Annotated in this window: 16 protein-coding genes and 1 tRNA gene; 10 read left to right on the plus strand and 7 right to left on the minus strand. The window is 59.3% G+C overall.

What is annotated here, in order from left to right:
* Positions 1-42: 42 nt before the first annotated feature.
* On the minus strand, positions 43-1,554 hold the full coding sequence (locus EN857_RS00225; RefSeq protein ID WP_135857464.1) for a hypothetical protein: 1,512 nt from the start codon (positions 1,552-1,554) through the stop codon (positions 43-45).
* A 32-nt stretch (positions 1,555-1,586) separates the two neighbouring features.
* The gene (locus EN857_RS00230; protein WP_091600490.1) at positions 1,587-3,488 is read right to left on the minus strand and encodes a hypothetical protein; all 1,902 of its coding nucleotides are present in this window, start codon (positions 3,486-3,488) and stop codon (positions 1,587-1,589) included.
* A gap of 624 nt (positions 3,489-4,112) precedes the next feature.
* Here EN857_RS00230 and EN857_RS00235 point away from each other — a divergent pair.
* The 4 genes from EN857_RS00235 (at position 4,113) to EN857_RS00250 (ending at position 7,145) form a co-directional block, all read left to right on the plus strand.
* Positions 4,113-4,445: a hypothetical protein gene (locus tag EN857_RS00235; RefSeq protein WP_091600491.1), complete on the plus strand. Its 333-nt coding sequence runs from the start codon at positions 4,113-4,115 to the stop codon at positions 4,443-4,445.
* On the plus strand, positions 4,446-5,294 hold the full coding sequence (locus tag EN857_RS00240) for a hypothetical protein (RefSeq protein WP_091600492.1): 849 nt from the start codon (positions 4,446-4,448) through the stop codon (positions 5,292-5,294).
* Between the two features lie 97 nt (positions 5,295-5,391).
* Positions 5,392-6,159: a hypothetical protein gene (locus tag EN857_RS00245; protein WP_091600493.1), complete on the plus strand. Its 768-nt coding sequence runs from the start codon at positions 5,392-5,394 to the stop codon at positions 6,157-6,159.
* Positions 6,160-6,278: 119 nt separating this feature from the next.
* On the plus strand, positions 6,279-7,145 hold the full coding sequence (locus tag EN857_RS00250) for a hypothetical protein (RefSeq protein ID WP_091600494.1): 867 nt from the start codon (positions 6,279-6,281) through the stop codon (positions 7,143-7,145).
* A 27-nt stretch (positions 7,146-7,172) separates the two neighbouring features.
* Here EN857_RS00250 and EN857_RS00255 read toward each other — a convergent pair whose 3' ends face one another.
* The 5 genes from EN857_RS00255 to EN857_RS00275 all read right to left on the minus strand — a co-directional run bounded on the left by EN857_RS00255 (position 7,173) and on the right by EN857_RS00275 (position 12,757).
* Complete coding sequence (locus EN857_RS00255) at positions 7,173-7,541, minus strand: phospholipase D-like domain-containing protein (RefSeq protein ID WP_164748213.1); 369 nt, start codon at positions 7,539-7,541, stop codon at positions 7,173-7,175.
* Complete coding sequence (locus tag EN857_RS00260; RefSeq protein WP_091600496.1) at positions 7,472-8,458, minus strand: phospholipase D-like domain-containing protein; 987 nt, start codon at positions 8,456-8,458, stop codon at positions 7,472-7,474. The genes EN857_RS00255 and EN857_RS00260 overlap by 70 nt, the downstream gene beginning before the upstream one ends.
* 536 nt (positions 8,459-8,994) lie before the next feature.
* Positions 8,995-10,860: a Mov34/MPN/PAD-1 family protein gene (locus tag EN857_RS00265; protein WP_091600497.1), complete on the minus strand. Its 1,866-nt coding sequence runs from the start codon at positions 10,858-10,860 to the stop codon at positions 8,995-8,997.
* A complete protein-coding gene (locus EN857_RS00270) occupies positions 10,853-11,809 on the minus strand; it encodes a hypothetical protein (RefSeq protein ID WP_091600498.1) in 957 nt (318 codons plus the stop codon). Before EN857_RS00270 ends, EN857_RS00265 begins: the two co-directional genes overlap by 8 nt.
* 3 nt (positions 11,810-11,812) lie before the next feature.
* Positions 11,813-12,757 carry a hypothetical protein gene (locus tag EN857_RS00275; RefSeq protein ID WP_189347894.1) on the minus strand — a complete coding sequence of 315 codons (945 nt, stop codon included), beginning with the start codon at positions 12,755-12,757 and terminating at the stop codon, positions 11,813-11,815.
* Here EN857_RS00275 and EN857_RS34565 point away from each other — a divergent pair.
* The 6 genes from EN857_RS34565 (at position 12,737) to EN857_RS00295 (ending at position 15,506) form a co-directional block, all read left to right on the plus strand.
* Positions 12,737-12,925: a hypothetical protein gene (locus EN857_RS34565; RefSeq protein WP_189521625.1), complete on the plus strand. Its 189-nt coding sequence runs from the start codon at positions 12,737-12,739 to the stop codon at positions 12,923-12,925. The genes EN857_RS00275 and EN857_RS34565 overlap by 21 nt on opposite strands.
* Positions 12,926-12,963: 38 nt before the next feature.
* The gene (locus EN857_RS36115; RefSeq protein ID WP_268931439.1) at positions 12,964-13,086 is read left to right on the plus strand and encodes a hypothetical protein; all 123 of its coding nucleotides are present in this window, start codon (positions 12,964-12,966) and stop codon (positions 13,084-13,086) included.
* A gap of 93 nt (positions 13,087-13,179) precedes the next feature.
* Positions 13,180-14,007: a DUF3800 domain-containing protein gene (locus EN857_RS00280; protein WP_091600501.1), complete on the plus strand. Its 828-nt coding sequence runs from the start codon at positions 13,180-13,182 to the stop codon at positions 14,005-14,007.
* Positions 14,008-14,356: 349 nt separating this feature from the next.
* Positions 14,357-14,839: a helix-turn-helix domain-containing protein gene (locus tag EN857_RS00285; protein WP_091600499.1), complete on the plus strand. Its 483-nt coding sequence runs from the start codon at positions 14,357-14,359 to the stop codon at positions 14,837-14,839.
* A gap of 6 nt (positions 14,840-14,845) precedes the next feature.
* Positions 14,846-14,953: transfer RNA gene (locus tag EN857_RS00290), tRNA-OTHER, on the plus strand.
* Positions 14,954-15,062: 109 nt separating this feature from the next.
* On the plus strand, positions 15,063-15,506 hold the full coding sequence (locus EN857_RS00295; RefSeq protein WP_091600259.1) for a hypothetical protein: 444 nt from the start codon (positions 15,063-15,065) through the stop codon (positions 15,504-15,506).
* Positions 15,507-15,654: the final 148 nt, after the last annotated feature.

Genomic DNA, 15,654 nt, shown 5'->3' on the forward strand with positions numbered 1-15,654 from the left:
TACCCCCCATTGAGAATTCCCCGCCGACCCGAGCAGCTGGCATCATGAAAGGTCGAACGTCATCTCAACAAAAAGATCGCTGTGTTCGATCTTGACCGGCCGCTTTGCTGACGTCGGGTTGTTTCGGAAAGCTCGTTTTTCGACGGTTGGATTACCGTCGCCCTGAACGATGCGTCCCTTGGTCTTTTCCTGCAACGCCTTGTAAAGCTCCTCGAACGGCATCCTCCACCCGCTTCCAGGTTCCGCTCGACCCTTACCTTGAATGGCCGCGACCGCCTCTACGACCGGTATCGCGGCTACTAGTCGTGGGTCGACCATGCGCTCCAGACCGAGCGCTTTGACCGTGGCATTATGACTCCCATGGTGTCCGACCTTGTAAAAGGTTGTCCGGCGCAACAGGTCCTCTGCGGTGACAGGTTTGCCCGAGGACATAGTCTTCGCGGCGGGAGGATAGGTCTGGTCATTCCAAGACAGCCAATTCCCCACCTGGGCGTCTCCGGGAAACAGCAATACCTGGCCATCGGGGAGTTCAAACGCCAGTGCCAGGCTGGTGTTGTTTGTATCCGAATCCATCTTCAGGGCCAAAGCTTCGATGGAGCCTGTCCAGTCGCTGTCAATCCTACGCCACTTTTCGGCCGGAGCGTCATACAGTTTGCGGACCCCCGACTTGGTCGCCTTCTTGCGACGGGTTTTCTCTTTCAGGGGTCTTTGGTAAACGGCCGAGAAAGGCAGGACTGTGTCGGTTCGATTGGCAAGAAGCGAGAGCTGGGCATTTACTGTGCTTTCCGCCGCCGCGGCGGCGTCCAGACGCGTCAGATATACCTCCTTCGCCTGTCCCTTGGATGGGGTGTCTTTTCGCAGCAAAACTTCATCTCGAGGCGGGCCAAGAACAAAGGCCTTGATATTGAACTCGTCGAGGTCAATGACCTGTCCAGGCTCAAGAAAAGATGTTGAATCGGCACCAGCTTTATCCTTCAGCATTTGCATGATTTCGGCCGTCCCGAAGACGCCCGATGCACCTAGCCCGTTTATGGCGACTGGCCCGGCGAAAGCGGCAAGCGCCGCTGCCGTTCGCAAGCCGGGATGCGCATCGCCTTGCGCCAGCGTGGCCGCCGCCGCCAAAGCCTGCTTTCCCTTCGAAAATCGTGCCCTTAGGACCTGAGCCTGCGGATCTTTCAGGTTTTCGGTCCAAGCCATCCAAAGCCGGCCGATGGAAACCGCACCGTCAAGGAATGCGCCTTTTTCGAACGCAAACCCGGACAGATGGTCGTAGTGCTCGTGGGTTATGACCAGCAGGTCGATCCGGTTGCCGACGGTCTTCAGGACGTCTTTCGCGATCGCTGAAATGCGGGCCGGGCCTGCCTCAACTTCGGACAGGCGCTTTTTACCGATCCGGTTCACGACCTTCGGGTCAAGTTTGGCGATCAGATCGGCTCCAGCGGCAACGTTCTGGAGGACCCCACAATCTATAAGTATGGATCGCTCCAACTCCGCGCCGCCGTCGTCCAACGTGGTGCGAATGAGGAAGCAATCGCCCAAGATGCCGCGATACATCCTGATCCTCAAGAGCTTCAATATCCCCACACCTAACCTCCCCGGTGCACCAGAGCGAACGGTTCGTCCAACGCAGTGCCGGTCGATCCCCCTTGCAGTCCATAACCGAACGCAGTCGAGCCGAAGCGGTAACCCGCAAGGAAATCGCGTTGTTGCTCCAGCCGGGCATCGTCACTAATTCGCTTTCGGACTGCGTAACGCAGGTGACCCTCCCGAAGGTCGAAGATGAGTGTGGCACCACCGCGGAACACAAAGTCCGCGCCCGACGGGTTATCGCCGTGCTTGTCTTGAAGCTCCTGTTCGTTCTGATCGTAGAAGCCGCGCCGCTGCTGTACAATTTCAATGATAAGTTGGCGGAGATCCTGGCCGTCGGGTCCTGTTCGCCGGGAGGTTCTTACAGAATGAATTTCCACGGGCGGAGCAAATCCCTTCGGGTCCCCTGGCCGGCTCAGTATCGTCTCGCGGTCGTCATACGAGATCAAACCTCGTCGGAAGACTACTCCGCACACCTCTTGCCATGGCTTATCCTCGGTGGTCCGAAAGCTCTCCGATCCCAGGATCCACCAATGCACGCTCTCCGCGTTCTCCTCAGCGGCCTTGATTGCCGTCGTCCGATCGAATTTTGGCTCCAAATCCAGGTCCAAATCGTCATAATCGGCCGCCAGATGATGGACCGGCGCCTCCCACAACAAACTGTCGACAGCCAAAGAGAGACAGCCCTCCGGGATGATACCGCGCCGCCGAAACCCTTCTATGATGGCGAGCCGATAATTAAGCACGTCATCGGGCACCAAGTCATAGTCCGCCGTTATGATTGCCCGGAGAAAATCGCCAAAGCGGACGTCTACTGGCGGCAGGTAGTCGAGGGCGCGGATGCACATTCGCATCACGTGTTCCGCCGCCTTGCTCGCCTCCCGGGTTAATCGTTTGACCAGGTCTGGATGGAGGTTCTGGTCGGGACCAATGCCGGGTCTGATGCCGGCGATTCTGAGCAGATCAGCGGTGCGGTTCTCATAGATCGACAGAAAAGCATCGAAAACGGCCGCCACCAGGACCGCGCCGCGTTCGTGAGGCTCCGTCATGTCGTCGCGCAAGATCACGGGCGCAGCGCCACTGTGATCGTCAATCGCCTCGCGAAGGGCTCCGTCCCGGCCGGTAGCCTCGCCGAACTGCCGGGCGAGGCCGCTGAGGAGGGAGCGGTTGTCGAGGCTACCGCCGTCTTTCGCAATCTGGGCGCTGACTGCTTCCTCAAGCGAAAAATGTGAGAACAGAGCGACGATATCGGCAAAGGCTTCGTGGAACGCCAAGCTGTCTACGCTGGTCGGTTCAGCAAACCGCCGGTGAAGTCCATCCAGGATAGCATGCGTGACCTCGTGAACGATGATGTCATGCGAAAGCGCGGTAAACACCCATTTGGCGCCGGCGCTGTGCGCGGACGTCTGAAAATAGCCGAACAGGAGGGCCTTCTTTTCCCGGCTGTAATAAGCATTGGGCTCGCGAAGGGCATGGGGATAGATACGCAATTTATAGACCGGCTCGTATTTTCGCCCGTTGGGAACGCGACGCGGAGCCCAGAAGACTCTCCTGCCAAGCGCCCGTTCGAAAGTTCGAATAGTCTTCATTGCAACGGCGAACACCATCTGCTGGTGAAAGCGGGGATCGCCTTCCGAGGGGGCCAAGCCGTCCTGAGCCAGGAGGTAGGGGTGATTGAGGTCCACCGGCTCATAAAATTGGCCGCTGACCGGATCGATATCAATAACTTCAAGGTAGTCATTGATGGGGCCGGGCTGAATTTCTTCCTCCCAGCTCTGCTCCCAAGGTATTTTAATTGTTGCAACATTAACGCCTGCAGTCGCAGCCGACGTAGAAGCCTGCGGGTCGAAGGCATAGACCCGCAACCGGCGAACAGGCGGAGCCGTATATTGCCCCGACATGGCATTTCCCCCATCCCTAGTATTTCAAACACTACCGATTGAAATACTTACCGAGATTACACCCTCACTCTATTAGAAACATGCTCGAAACATCGGGTCAATGGCCGGCGCGCTTACAGGCATAAAAAACGGAAAATGTTCTTGCCGTATCGGAATAACCGGAGCACTCGATCACCAGACCCTGCCGGTTTACTTTCTGAAGAACGGTCGCTTTCGGGTCGTCATCACCGGGCTAGCGCGTCGCCGCCCGTCCGCACACTTCTTCTAAACCGTTCGCACTCCTGGGCTGACCTGTAGCATCCCATCTGAACGCTTGTTCAGGACGTTCAAGCCGCTTTATCAATCCCCGAAACCGCAGGCATCGTCTTCCCTAGCTGCTCCGTCGGCGGGTGACGCAGCAAGGCCGTTGATTGCTGGATCAAGGCAAGCCTGGCCACCGGGAGACGACGTAGGGGGGTCATGGCTGAGTTATCGAGTCCGTCGACATCTCAACTGTCAGAAGATGAGCGCGCCAGGATCTCAGACAATCAGCGGCGCGCCAGGCGTGAAAGGGGAAAATGGGGCGATGGCTCAGATCTTATAGTCGGTTTGATCGCCAGTATCCTGATTTTTGGATGCCTCTTTATGTTCGCCAAGAACTACGATGCGAGTAGGCCTGAACTGTTTTACCCATGTCTCCTCAGCGGCACCCTCGGGGCATCCCTTGGATGGGCAGCCGGAATATTCATATCACCTTACGGGGATGGTGAACGCGAAGCGTTTGCCAGCTTAGGAAAGCTCGTTTACGGATTTCTGAGCGGATACGCGTTCAGCAAAATCGATCCTCTGGTCATCGCCCTCCTGAAGCCGGAAGCGGCCGCGACTTCCAGCCCTGCCCTCATCTATGCGACAGTTGCGCTGGTGGCGTTTCTCACAAGCCTTGCACTCACCTACATAAGCCGCTCGTATTGGCGTTAAATGGCGATCCCTCCCGGCGTCACATTTTCCGAGGTGGGCGACATAGCGTTCGTTCATCAACATGATTGGTTGAGCCGGCTGATTGTTATCGGGCAGAAAGCGCTTGGAAGGCACGGGGCCCGATTCTCCCATGTTATGGTCTGTGTCGGTTCCGGGATTTGGGCCGATGCAACGCCAGAAAGCGGCGTGATGATTGCCGCCGAGTCAGCTATTTTCGACAGCTTAGCTCCCGGAGAGTTCCGCATCCTACGTCGACCCTCCATACTTCCGAGAGCGAGGCCAAAGCCGTCATTCAAGAACGCGTTGGACGCCCTCCAGCACGAAATCAGCAAGCAAAGTGCTTGGTTTTATGACTTCTTCTATTTTTGCTATCAGCGATATGACTACCTGCTGGGTTTTTCGCAATACGCGGCAAGTCGAACGTCATTTTGCTCAGATTTGGTCGAGAAGATCTATGCTCGCCGTGCCCCCGGATTGTTACAGGCCGGACGGCGCAACCGCATCTTCCCACAGGACTTATTTGCGATGGCTACAGACGCGAAATTTGATGACATAACTCAAGCGTTTTCCGAAGGCCGCCGGACATTCCCCTCTACCACGGACAAAGAGCGGGTTAAGCACATGCTGAACGTCATGGAATTTCGCCTGGGTGCGGCTTTGGACAACATCGCGGCGCTCGAACAGGGTGAAAGAATAAGGGTCGTTACCAGCAAAATGCCTGGAGGGGATCGTTTACCCCAGACCCCAATCGGTGAATCATTTGGCCCCGCCGAGCAACTCACCTGGAGTACAAAAGCGGCTGCAGTTGCGGCCCGAAAAAGGGTGCAAAAGCTAAAATTAAGGTGGTGAAGCTAAATCCATGGAGCACAAATGGCCCCATGCAGATTAGCCTACCTTGGCATCACGACACGGGCGACGGCATCGCCGACACGGATTCATTGACGCCGTGACGGAAGAAGACAAACCCAGTGTAACGGTCACCCTCAACGGCGACGGCGTGATCGCGCCGGCGCTTCAGGCCATCCGCTTGGCGACTGAAATGGTGGCCGTATGCACGTCAGCGATCGAGGCTACAGATCTCAACGATCTACCTCGGGACGGGTTTTCCGGGCTGAGCTTCGTGCCTCACGCCGATCAAGCCAAGGCCAAGCTAGCTTATCGCGCGTGGATATTGGGGAAGGCGTTTCAGGAACTGGCCAGGGGGCTGAGGGCTACGCTCGAGCAAGCCTACATCTACACGCTTGGTTTGAGGGAAGGACGCAAGGTCGAGACCTGGGGCGAGTTCGAGGACATTTATCTCGCGGCGGAAAAGAAGGCGTCGAGTCTCAATTTTCCAGATTTGCTGCTGGCCGTGCAGGCGCAATTGGCGACGAAGCTCGATTTCTTTGAGGAGTACCGCTCGCTTCAGAGGGCTCGGAACTGTCTGGAACATCGCAATGGCGTTGTAGGTCATATTGACTGCGACGAAGGCGCGGGGGCCCTTAGCCTGAAGTTGCCCCGTTTGAAATGTTCTACCGTCAGCGACGGGGAAGAGATCGAGGTTCACAAGAACCAGTACTTTGAAAAGGGCGCGACGATCAAAATCAAAAGAGACTTGCGTATTCGTGTCTTCGCCTTGGGGGAAACGGTCTCTTTCACCGCGGAGGAATTCAGCGAGATCGCCATGGCGCTTCGCTTGTTCGTCGCCGACATTGCGCCGAAGCTGCCGATTTAGACCACCGGAATGGCGGTGGGTTGTCGGAGTGCATGCCTGCGAGATGGGCCATTCGAACTGGCACTGTGTTCTCCGGATTCCTATATCTAACCGGCGCTATCCCATGGGGACCATGACTGATGAGTGACGATTCTCCCGACTCTCCCAAGCCCATCAAGCTTGAGGACCTTAAGGTAAGCACCGGCAGTGGTGCCAAGCCATTGAGCGAGATTGCAAAAACACTTGCAGGTATTGGGTCACACGTAAATCCTGCTAAAAACTTGGCCATCCGCCTGCAGGAACAGCAAGACAAGTTCAGTGATTTGCTCCGGCCCTCGAAGGAGGCGGAGGCGCTTCGGAAGCGCTTTGAATCGCTCACACAGCCGTCGCCTGCAATGAGGTCCATACTGGATCAGGTGGAAGGCCAAAGGCGACTGCTCGATTCAATCTCGAAGCCGGATGCCGGGGGGCTATTGACCGAGCGAGCTATTTCGGCCCCTAGAATGCCGGATTTCCAGATGCCCAGAAACCCCATTCTGGACACGAATGCGCAGCTGGCAGAAATCGAACGGAAGTTTGAAAGCATGCTGGATGTCATGACAAACGCCGCGCGGATCGGCAACGATATTCAAGCCCAGGCAACGACCTTTATAGGAAAGTTCGAAGAGGCCTCCAGCCAGACCGACAGTTCAGCCAAAAAAGCAATTCTTGTCGGCGTATTTGCGCTCGTGATCGCCACGCTGAGTCCCTTCGCCCCGATGGTCGTTGATTACTTTTCGCCAAATCGCACCGTTCCGGCGATCGAGGCTCTCACGCGGGAGGTGGTTTCTGCCGATCGGGCGGCTAGCGCTGACAACCAGAAACTAATTGAGGCGCTCAAGGAGCGCGACGATCAGGCGACCGGAAGAATTGTCGAGGAAGTTCGCCGCAGGCAGGACGAAACGAATGCCATTCTGCGGGAGCTCATTGAGACCCTGAAAGATCGCAATGTGCCTGCCAACCCCTGAGAACCGGGCTCTGGCGCAAGAGTAGCTCTATGCGAACAGCTCACGGTCTCGGATCTTGAACGGGTCTGTATAGTCCTCAGCCCACCATGGGTCTTCACCGGCCGTAGGCGCCTTTTGCAAGGACGATGTCTTTTTGGCCTCTGCAGCGTCTTCCTGGGTGACGCGGAAATGGTAGTCGTCGAAGATGCGTATCCCTTCGACCATATACGATGTCGCAATTTTTTGGTCGCGGATGAGGAGCAGGTTCTCTCCGTTCTGAAGGTCAGCGGGCTTGCTGAAGTTGTAAGAACCGGTCCACACGCGGGCGTCAGGTGTGTTGAAATCGATTACCAGAAACTTGTGGTGCAGATTTGGCCCGATGCCGGTGTAAGGTTCGACCTTAAACGGCGTCGGCACGTGTTTGTTGAGGCGAGCGAAATAGACGGGTGCAGTGTTGCCATTGGGCTTATGAACGGTGACACCGGTGTTGTTGTCGGAAATGCCGTAGGTGAAACCGGGCTGTTGGTAGCCGCTTCCACGGCGTCGGTTACAGCACCGCCTGTGATGCTCAGGAAAGCCAGGGAATAGAGGAGGCAGGCCTGGGCCTTTTCGACATCCTGGCCGATTTCCGCAAGGCGGGCACGGGCTGTGTCATGGGGAGAAAAGGTGATGCTGGCATCAATGCCCGCCAAGCCGAGCGGATGCCAGTCGGGTGAGGGACCGTTGGCGAACCCATCCTTTTTCCAATAGGCCTCGAACGCAGCCTTGAGGGGGGCGACGGCTTGAGCGCCCGTTAACAGCAAGGCGTTGTTCGATTGAACATAGAGCCCGCGCCAGCTGAAGTTTGTCGAACCGCAGACGGCGCGCGGGACGGCCGCATCCACGATAATCATCTTATTATGTTGGAGACCTCCCATCCGTTCCCGCTTGACGTTGTCCTCGCCAGCGGAAGCCTTGAGCAGTGTCTCGGACTGGGTCTCACCACTTGTCTTGAGCCCATGCTTATCGCTGTCGTCGATGATCATCCTGAGGCGCGGACCGAGCGCGAACAGGCGGTCCATGATTTCGCTTTCGCTCATGTCGTAGGCGACCATGCTGACCGTTGCGGCAGGATCGGCTACTGCTGCATCCAAAAGCGCAAAGATCTCTTTTCGGGCCTCCAGTCCCATCCATTCGTAGGCATCGTCCGCGTCCGGATGCGTCGGCTTGAACGTGGTGCCCTGAGCGACGCGGGCGGGCAGCAATGTTTTGAGCGGCCCGCGAGCCTGATATTTGTCCACGAAAGCCTGGGAAGCCACATACCCCCTGGTGGCGCTGCCGTCTGACGTTTCCATGCTAGGGCACACATGCGACGGTGAAGCTTGCGCCTCAAACGTGGCCTGTGCGCAGCTGGAGCTTCACCGACCTGGCCCTCGACCGAGCAACGTGAAGCGCGACTTGCGTTCTCGGGTCCCGCTACCATATGTAAAAAGACATACCTGCCATGCATCGCCGCCTGCGGCGTTTTGGTCCGATTGGCCTGTTGACAACTTGCCAAATAATCGTACCCTCAGTGCAACGCGCTGCACGAACGTATTTACTTCATTTTAACGCTGTGCCATAAAAAAGGCAGACGGTGATTCCACCGCCTGCCTTCTGTTTGTGCGTACCTGCGGACGTGGCGCCGTAAGACTGCCCAGACCACAGGTCCGTACCGTTGCAAGTCGGTTCTAGTGCCCCAAGGCTCCATTGACAAGCCACAGGCTAGTTGCCGGCGGCGCGCGCACACGGAAATGATCCGTTGCGTGCCCGTTCCGGCCAACCATAGGAACCGACACAGATGCCTGCAAAACTGACCTTTTCCCCGTGGGCAACGGGGACATGGCGCTGATCAACCTCGACAACAAGCGAAATCGGGCTTGTAGTAGATGATTGCGGCCGCGGCGGCGATGGTCAGCAGATTGAGCACGATGCCATAGGGCTTCAGCGCCAGGAGATTGCGGTAATAGCCGTAGGCGATGTTCTCGTTGAAAAGAATCCGAAATTTCTCGGTGTCGCGGGTGTTCTCGCGCAGCCAGTTGTAGCACTGCACATAGAACGCAGCCGCTTCGTCGGGGTCCTCGACTTCCATGTCGCGCGTCGGCGCCGGCTGCTCGAGCTGCTTGGCGAGGAATTTGCGGTAGCGGTCCTTGGTCCGCTCGTCGAGTGTCTTATCCAGGTGGTTCAGTTCGCGATTTTCCGGTCTCCCGCCGGTCGTCGCGAACAGCTGTCTCTCCTTCCTCTTGCCCAGGCGGCGGGCCACATTCGAGGCAGCGAAGAACAGGACCATGACGGCGAGACCGATGATGGCCTCGGGGAGGCTCGGCTGAACCCAGTTGAAGGCCAGCACAATCAGGACAATGACCGGGGCAATCGCCAGAGCTGCCGGCGCGAGGCGCGCCTTGATGGAGTAGGCGTCGAGGTAATCGTTCATGGCGCGTCCTGATGCATGATGGCATGGTACGTGGCTGGAGTGGCAATGAGAAAGGATGGCCGGCGGCGCTCGCTCCACGGCGACCTGCTTGGCCGTCTTGCGGTCGGTGGGCGAGGGACCTTGTTCGGCGAGGTGGCTGTGCCAGGTACCCACATCAAGCAGCGAGCGGCCGCTTTCCTCGAAACGGGCATCGATCCGATTCTTCATGCCCTTCGTTCCAAGCACGAACAGCGTCGGCGTCCTCACGCTGTCTTCTGGCGCCTCGATCAGGTCGACCACCGTGACAGTCTTCATGAGAGAACTGCAGGAGCCGATCAGAAGGCCTCCCGTCTCGACATTGGGAAACCGCGCGGTCTCTTCGCGGATCATGCCGGCGACGTGCGACGACAGACGCAAAGTCCATTCGCTGCCCTCGACCGGGATTTCCAGGAATTTTGACACGGAGAGGCGGCGCCAACTTGTCGATGGGCTATCGGGCTCTGCCACCCCCACGACCAGTTCTCCGCCATCGGCATTGGCGCCGGCGAGGCGCATGAGTTCCTCGGTGGCCATGGCGGTCATCGCCGAAAGGCGCGCGTCGGTCATCGGCATAGTCATGGAGCCGCAGCCTTCCCCGATCTGAATTTGCGTCAGCCCGAACTCGGGATCGAACAACAATGTCCGTTCATAAGGCGTCACGGTCGCGGACAGCACCGCCTGCAGGTCGGCGAGGCTCGGATTGCGGTTGCTTCCCTTATGAAATACGAAACCGCCACGGCCGCGCCCGAAAAGGGCGATCTCCGCCATGCGTGCCGGCAGCTCGGCAGGGCTCACCATTGACAGGGCATCGCGCACCAGGCTCGATGCGGTCGTGTTGAGCAGCGTGCCGGTCCCGGGCGGCGAAATCAGCAGGCGATTGTCCGCACGCTTCAGGCCCCTAACCACGTCAATCAGATGGGCTTCCGGTTTCTGCCCGAGCAGGGCCAGCTCGTCAGACAGTTCAAACGCCTTCGGCCACGGCAGGGGTGGCCGCACGAGGGCGTGCCGGGCCATGTTGTGGGGCCGCAGCTCGTTGCTGTCGGAGACGGCCAAGATCTGGGCGCCGGCACGGGCCAGATGCAGAGCGGTTTTCGATCCGACGCTGCCGCAGCCAACCAGGCTGAATGGCGGATAAGAGGGAGCTGCCGACACGGCGCGGAGAAGCGCGGGCGTCGTGCGACCCAGTTGCTCCATGGCAACGGCGGCTCTCGCGTTGGGCCCTTCGAACAGCGAGGCCCGCTTCTGCGGAGCCGTGATTTCAATCAAGAAGCAACTCGATCGTCGACGCCCGCCCGATCAGCCGAAAAGGTCGCCGCACGCCAAACAAAACGGCGATCGGGAAGGTCGCGTCATCGGTTTTGCCCGCCCAGCGCCGCTGGAGCCTGTCGAGGAATTTCGCAAACTCAACGCCGCAGCCGAAGGCCTCAGCGCGTTGTGCCAAGTCGTCAAGGTTCGCTACCGTCTCAGGCAGCACCGCACTTGTGATGGCGCCATTTGGCGGCCAGATCAGCACCGTCGCGGTGATGCCGCTGTAGCGTCCTTCGCTTTCGGCCTCAAAGGGGAAAGCAGACATGTTGCCGACGGCAGCGGCAAATTCATTGTGCGCCGAGAGGGTGTAGGACCTTTTGCCAGCGAGATCCTTGCCCTTCATGAATTTGGTAGCAAGCCATACCGAGCCGGACTTGTCGGTGATCTGGCTTCGGGCGAAGTCCGCATCGATAATAAGCCGGTCCGGCAGGCCTTGGCGCATCACGGGTTCCCAGCCATGATCCGGATCCATCAAGGTGCCAATTGCTGCGCGACCGAGCCAAACGCCCATCTGGTTGACGATGGCCCCGATGCCGAGTTCGATCAGGCCGTGCTGATTGAAATATTCGTCCTGGTTGCCATCCACAAGACAGGGGGTTGGACACACGTTTTCCGAGCCGGGCGTCAGATGGTGCAGGTTGCGCGGAAAGCCCTTGCGCAGGGTGAAGGTGGGGCACCGCCACGGGTAGTCAGCGCCAAGCAGGACCTCAACGCGTTCGACCGGCAGGACGCCGTTAGGGGCGGTGCCCTTGGCGTGCCAGTGCGTTGGCATCTCCACGGCCAGATCAAGGAACAGGGTCGCCACGTCGTCACCGACGGCGATCAGGCCACAGCGCTGGCATTGCGGAATCTCTGTTGCGACACGCAGAAAGTGTTCCGCGTGCCGCTTCATGTCTGCCGAGGCCATGGCTCAGCCGTGGGATCTGGGCGTCGTCGTCACTCCGGTCACGCCGGCGATCGAGGCGGCCTTTTTCGGGGTCAGCGCCAGCTGCTTGGATGTGCCGACGCCGGTGATGTTGAACTCGACCGGCCCGTCGTGCTCATCGGCATACTCGGTCGTGCAGATGAAGCGTTCGGCCGAGGTGATCGAGACATATTCCCGCTTGGCCCGCTCATGAGGCGGGTTGTCGTCGTCCTTTTTGATGGGCTTGCAGGAGGCGACGATGATGGCGCCGTCACGGGTCTGGGAGAGTGCGTTCCTGGCGTCCTCGGACACCTTGACCTTCTCGCCCATCTCGGACCAGCGGTCGTGGCTCAGGGTGCGCCAGGAGCAGTGGTGCGGCGTCTCCATGACATCGTAGCTGAGCCAGTCCTTGTTACTGTCCTTGTGGCGCTGCCACAGCCGGTCCCAGATGGAGACGTCCGCGTCGCCACCGGTCAGGAAGCGGCAGCGGTCGGCCACGCCGTCGCCGGCGATGGAGAACCGCACGATCGCCGAGGAGTTGTTCTTCTCGAGGACTTCGATCAGCTCCTTGTCGTCTTCGTCGACGTACATCGGCGCCAGCAGGCGGCCTTCGAACTGGCCCGTGTTCACGCGGTCAGCTGCGGTCAGCAGGCCGTCCTGCTTGACCGGGATGTCCGTGAGATCATCGGTCTTGCCGTCTTTATCCTCACCGAGGATCAGGATGCGGTCGCCTGAACCGGTGCCGGTCAGGCCCTTCTCTTTGAACAGCGCGACCCGGCGCCGCGCTTCGGTGGCCCACGCCTTGGCCTCGTCGCAGAGCTTGTGCTGCTTGCTGGCGCGCCGGAACACGATCGGCGACGACCACATTTCGCGGATCAGGATGAGGTTCTCGTCACCCTCCGGGAAATCCTCGGGCGGGCCGAGGTGGAAATGCGTCGTGAGCCCGGTCACGTGGTCGGAATCCGGGTGCGAGAGCAGGAAGGCGTCGACGTAGAGCCGGCCCTTGTCGTCGCGGGAGAGGCGCCTCTTGAGATCCTGGGCAACGTCGTAGGTGTCGTCCTCGGGATCGTCGGCGGCGGCGCGGATGTTGATGTCGACGAGGATCGTTTGCCGAGCTAACCCATGGAAAGCTTGCGGCCCTCGGCATCCTCGCCGCCGTGCATGCGGGCTACCTGATCTTCGGCGTCACCAAGCGAGCCACGCTTGACGCCTCGAAGGCATATGCCCGCCAACTCACCCTCAGCTGCGAGACGCTGATGGTGCAGATGAAATCGGCCTGAGCTGCAACGTTCCCTGTGGCGCGCACGAGTGTCGCCAAGCTGTACAGGTTCAGGTTTTTGAGCCAAGCTGGTGCGGAAATTGAAAGCCTGCCCGTGACCGACCGCGAAATCCACCTTTACCTCGATGACAGCGGCAGCCGTGAGCCAGACCGAGAGCCCAGAGAGAAGCGCCGGGACGAAATGGATTATTTCGCCCTCGGCGGCATCCTCATCAACGAGGAAGACGTCGATGAGCTCTATGCCCGCCACAAGGCCTTCTGCCAGAAGCACGGCATCACCTACCCGCTCCACTCCTGGGCGATCCGGGGCGGCCGTGGCGACTTCGGCTGGCTGAAGAAGCCGGAGTCCGCTTTTGAATTCCTGGGAGACTTGCAGGGGATGCTGCTTGGGCTGCCCGTGATCGGCATCGCCGCGGTCATCGACCGACCGGGCTATGTTGCCCGCTACCGCGACCGGTACCGGGACCAGCTCTGGTTCATGTGCAAGACCGCCTACTGCATCCTGATCGAGCGCGCCGCCAAATATGCCCGCAGCCAGGACCGCAAGCTGCGCGTGTTCTTCGAGCGCGCCGGCAAAGCCGAGGACCGCGACCTGGTGGCCTACACGCGGATCCTGAAGACGCAGGGGATGCCGTTCGACGGCGCCAACTCCGCCAGCTACGGGTCGTTAACTGCCGAGGAGTTCAGGGACATCGTGCGCGGGGAGCCCCGCGGCAGAACCAAAGCCACGCCGATGTTGCAGATCGCCGATCTCTACCTCTATCCGATGGCCAAGGGCGGCTATGACCCGTCCTACCGGCCCTACAGGGCCCTGATGGACCACAAGCGTCTCATCGACGCGCACCTGCAGCCCGAGGACCTGGCATCCTGCGGCATCAAATACAGCTGCTTTGAACGGATAAAAAACAAAGACCCGGACTAGCCGGGCCTTCGTTTTGAAAAGTTCGGCTGGCGCCTGGCGCCAACCCCGGAGCGATGCTCACGCCCAAAGTATGGGTATTGACGCTCTCTTTGTCAACACCCCGGGTGAACCTCTGGTCGGGGGGTCCCTATCTTATCACTTGCATATAGCACGGTTCGTCTGATCGGCACTTCATATTATCAAGTCCTCTTCTTTGGGTGCAGCGCGGTTCCCCGGCCCCTGAATCCAGGGACATAGGCCGGGGGAACCTTGAAACACCCTCCCCCTGAATGCAGAACCGTCCCCAATGCCCTTGCGTCATCACGGGAAACCACCATATCTAGGCGCAGTTCATCACAGGGAGCCTCAGATGGCCCAGCCAGAAACCGCCAAGGCAGACGTCGGCAAGCTACGCACCAACGAGAAGAAGTGGACCAAGGCACTCATGGCCACGGGCTGGAGCGCTTTCCCCAACATCATCATCGAGAAGCAGCAGGCTCTCGGCCTCGATGCGCTCGACATGAACATCATCATCCACCTGGTCCAGTACTGGTGGCTGCCCGACAACCTTCCCCACCCCTCGGTCGAAACCATCGCCAAGGCGATCGGGGTGACGCCCCGCACCATTCAGAAACGCATTGCCGCCCTCGAGGCCCTTAAACTTCTTGGCCGGGAGGAACGGCGCAACACGCCCAATGGCAGCATGACGAACCGCTATCATTTCGATGGCCTGATCGAGGCCGCCAAGCCGTTTGCGCTGGAAAAGGCCGCCGAGATCAAGAAGGCGGCCGAGGAGAGATCGAACCGGTTGAAGCGTAAGAAGCCGCAGCTGGTCGTGGACAACGATGCATAGGCAGATCGTGGCGTAGCTCAGAGGATAGAGCGCCTCGCTTTCGACCTGGGTGGTGCGTGACACCGCTATCTAGGGGCGAGGAGGTCCCAGGTTCAAGTCCTGCCGTCACGTCCAAGGCCCACCGGGAGTCGTGCCATGCACGGAGAATCTCAATCGAACGGCGTCATATCGGTCGGGGGCACTTCGACTTGAGACTCCAGAACACCAAAATCAACTGGACTGCATGATCCCAGAATCGGAAGGCGCCACCCCGTTCGGTATTTTCCTGCTCGCCGACTCCTTTTTGCAGGCCGCGAAGGCCGTTGATGCCGGTCGCCGCGGTCTGACGTCGGGACCGACCAGGTTGCTTTGCTACCATGCGTGCGAACTCTTCCTGAAATGCTACCTCCGCAGCGCGGGCCGAGACATTGAGGCTTTGCGGGCCTTGGGGCACAATCTGCACGAGATGGCTGTGGCCGCTCAAGGTTCAGGCCTGGTCCTGCCTGCCAGAACTGTCAGCCAAGCCAAAACTCTGGCCGACAAGAACGATTATGTGCGTGTGCGCTATATGGTGGTTGAAAAGCCCGGAGACATCCGACCGGAAGTTCTGCTGGCGATGACTGAAAGCATCCGAGAGAGCGTCAGGCTGGCGCTCGGCATGGATCCGCTCGGCAACCCACACCCTTAAGCGCGCCGCCCCAGCGAACTATTCTTTTCGTCAGGCCCCGCTTTTTTCGGTGTCTCGCCCACGAAGACGCCCGGTCGGTCCATGCGAAGGAGTACGGCGCAAGGGAATACGCCGATTGGCGCCTCCGGACTGACGAATTCCAGGCCGA

This window comes from Mesorhizobium sp. M4B.F.Ca.ET.214.01.1.1 (assembly GCF_004791545.1).
Lineage (GTDB): Bacteria > Pseudomonadota > Alphaproteobacteria > Rhizobiales > Rhizobiaceae > Mesorhizobium > Mesorhizobium abyssinicae.

What these genes read in the sequence shown, in the direction of transcription:
- EN857_RS00225 (WP_135857464.1), bottom strand. Translation starts at nt 1,554, where the DNA reads ATGTATCGCGGCATCTTGGGCGATTGCTTCCTCATTCGCACCACGTTG.
- EN857_RS00230 (WP_091600490.1), bottom strand. Translation starts at nt 3,488, where the DNA reads ATGTCGGGGCAATATACGGCTCCGCCTGTTCGCCGGTTGCGGGTCTAT.
- EN857_RS00235 (WP_091600491.1), top strand. Translation starts at nt 4,113, where the DNA reads ATGTTCGCCAAGAACTACGATGCGAGTAGGCCTGAACTGTTTTACCCA.
- EN857_RS00240 (WP_091600492.1), top strand. Translation starts at nt 4,446, where the DNA reads ATGGCGATCCCTCCCGGCGTCACATTTTCCGAGGTGGGCGACATAGCG.
- EN857_RS00250 (WP_091600494.1), top strand. Translation starts at nt 6,279, where the DNA reads ATGAGTGACGATTCTCCCGACTCTCCCAAGCCCATCAAGCTTGAGGAC.
- EN857_RS00260 (WP_091600496.1), bottom strand. Translation starts at nt 8,458, where the DNA reads ATGGAAACGTCAGACGGCAGCGCCACCAGGGGGTATGTGGCTTCCCAG.
- EN857_RS00270 (WP_091600498.1), bottom strand. Translation starts at nt 11,809, where the DNA reads ATGGCCTCGGCAGACATGAAGCGGCACGCGGAACACTTTCTGCGTGTC.
- EN857_RS34565 (WP_189521625.1), top strand. Translation starts at nt 12,737, where the DNA reads ATGCGTCGTGAGCCCGGTCACGTGGTCGGAATCCGGGTGCGAGAGCAG.
- EN857_RS00285 (WP_091600499.1), top strand. Translation starts at nt 14,357, where the DNA reads ATGGCCCAGCCAGAAACCGCCAAGGCAGACGTCGGCAAGCTACGCACC.
- EN857_RS00295 (WP_091600259.1), top strand. Translation starts at nt 15,063, where the DNA reads ATGATCCCAGAATCGGAAGGCGCCACCCCGTTCGGTATTTTCCTGCTC.